Origin of the sequence: Nocardiopsis sp. NPDC058631, from assembly GCF_042716955.1 — a bacterium.
Classification (GTDB): domain Bacteria; phylum Actinomycetota; class Actinomycetes; order Streptosporangiales; family Streptosporangiaceae; genus Nocardiopsis.
Window position 1 is genome coordinate 1 of sequence record NZ_JBHXQY010000197.1, and the last position, 2054, is coordinate 2054.

The 2054-nt window shown below is 70.5% G+C and carries 2 protein-coding genes; one reads left to right on the forward strand and one right to left on the reverse strand.

Features of this window, described 5'->3' with window-relative positions; all coding sequences use genetic code 11:
- Positions 1–157: 157 nt before the first annotated feature.
- Positions 158–748: a hypothetical protein gene (locus tag ACFWTE_RS29890; protein WP_378783305.1), complete on the reverse strand. Its 591-nt coding sequence runs from the start codon at positions 746–748 to the stop codon at positions 158–160.
- Positions 749–805: 57 nt separating this feature from the next.
- On the opposite strand from ACFWTE_RS29890, the gene ACFWTE_RS29895 reads away from it, so the two are divergent.
- Complete coding sequence (locus ACFWTE_RS29895; protein WP_378783307.1) at positions 806–1813, forward strand: hypothetical protein; 1008 nt, start codon at positions 806–808, stop codon at positions 1811–1813.
- The last annotated feature ends 241 nt before the right edge of the window (positions 1814–2054 follow it).

Here is a 2054-nt window from a genome sequence, read left to right on the forward strand (position 1 = left end):
CCTCCCGGGTGGCGTCCGCTCTGGGATCGTCCACCTTGGTAGGCCCGGCACACCCCGGCGCCCGGCGCCACGCGCACACCCCCCCGCCCCACGACTGCGCCGCCGAGCGGCTTCACGCCGCCCGACGGCGCAGTGTCCTCGGTGTCCCGGGGAGGGGTCAGCGCCGGTCCTGGGGGTCCCGACCGCGGTCGTCGCGACGGTCGCGTCCCTCACCGGTCGGTGCCTCGTCCCCACCCTCCGGAAGCTCCTGCTCCTCCGCGTCGGTCCAGACGATTCCGTCCTCCGTGTCGACGTCGACCAACTCGACGCCTTCGAGGACGGCCAGCCTCTCGTCGGCGTCGGTCACGCCGTCGCTGTCCACGGCCGAGGCCCGCGAGAAGTACTCCCGGGCGTCGTCCTCACGGCCCAGTTCCTCCAGGACGTCGGCGTAGGCGTAGAAGAGGCGGGCGACATACGGGCGGGCCCTGCGCTCCTTCAGCTCCGGCACCTGGAGTTCGGCCAGGGCGGCCTTGGCGTCGCCCATGTCGCGGCGCGCACCGGCGGCGACGATCCGCAGCTCGATACGGTCGGCGGTGTCCAGGGAGTCCGCAGCGGGGTCGCTGGTGATCTCCAGTGCCCGCTCGGGTCGGCCCAGGCCACGCTCACAGTCGGCCATGATGGCGAGGAAGCTGTCGCGGCCGCTCATACGGCGTGCGGCACGCAGGTCCGACAACGCCTCCTGCCACTTGCCGACGGTGTAGGCGGCCACGCCGGAAGCTTCTCTCACACCGGGAACACGCGACGCCTTGCGGCGTGCGTACGCGGCGTGCGCGTAGGCCCTCTCGGGCTCCTCGTCCAGGAGCAGGCCGGCCGCGACGATGTGCTTGCCGATGAGTTCGGCCAGGGACTTGGGCAGCGAGTGGAGGTCGCGCCGGGTCTCGGGGTCCAGCTGGGAGAAGGTGGCCTCCTCCGGGAGCTGCGGCGGGATGTCCGCGGGATCGCGGTCCTCGCGAGGAGGACGACGGTCGTCACGCCTGTCGTCCCGACCGCGGAAGTTCCCCCCGCCACGGTTGTCCCTGTCCCGGTTGCCACCGCGGTCGCCCTGCGGGGCGCGGTCATCGCGACCCCGGTAACCACCACCACGACGGTCGCCCTGCGGGGCACGGTCGTCGCGACCCCGGTAACCACCACGGTCACCCTGCGGGGCACGGTCATCGCGACCCCGGTAACCACCACGGTCACCCTGCGGGGCACGGTCGTCCCGGCGGTCTCCTCCGCGGTAACCACCACGGTCACCCTGGGGAGCGCGGTCGTCGCGACCCCGGTAACCACCACGATCGCCCTGGGGAGCGCGGTCATCGCGACCCCGGTAACCACCACGATCGCCCTGGGGAGCGCGGTCGTCCCGACCCCGGTAACCACCACGATCGCCCTGCGGGGCACGATCGTCGCGGCGGTCTCCTCCGCGGTAACCACCACGGTCACCCTGCGGGGCACGGTCATCGCGACCCCGGTAACCACCACGGTCACCCTGCGGGGCACGGTCATCGCGACCCCGGTAACCACCACGGTCACCCTGCGGGGCACGATCGTCCCGGCGGTAACCACCACCTCGGCGGTCGTCCCCGCCTCTGTTCTCCCGGGGGCCGCTGTAGCCGGATCGGGAGCGGGGTTCTTCGCCTCGTCCACGACCGCCAGGCTCGCCGGAGCGGTCACCACCATGCTCGTTTGCTCCGGAGTCCTCGCGGTCTCCCGATCGGCTGTCCTCAGTCATCCAACCCGTCCGTCAACACTCAAAAGCGCTGCCACCTTGAGCAGTAGCAGCGCGTCATAGTACTCGTGCCCTCCAGCTTACGACATGAGATCGCCACTCACCGCCAAAGCGGCAGCTACCTCACGTCACCGACCAGTGGGAACTCTCTCCACATCCGGGCAGCCAAGCCCACACTCTGATTCACAAACGCACAAGATCGGGTAACAAAAAAAGGGAGGGAGCCGCCCATCACAGGCAACCCCCTCCCCAACAAAAAACCGTGGCAGCGACCTACTCTCCCACCCCACCACAGGGCAGTACC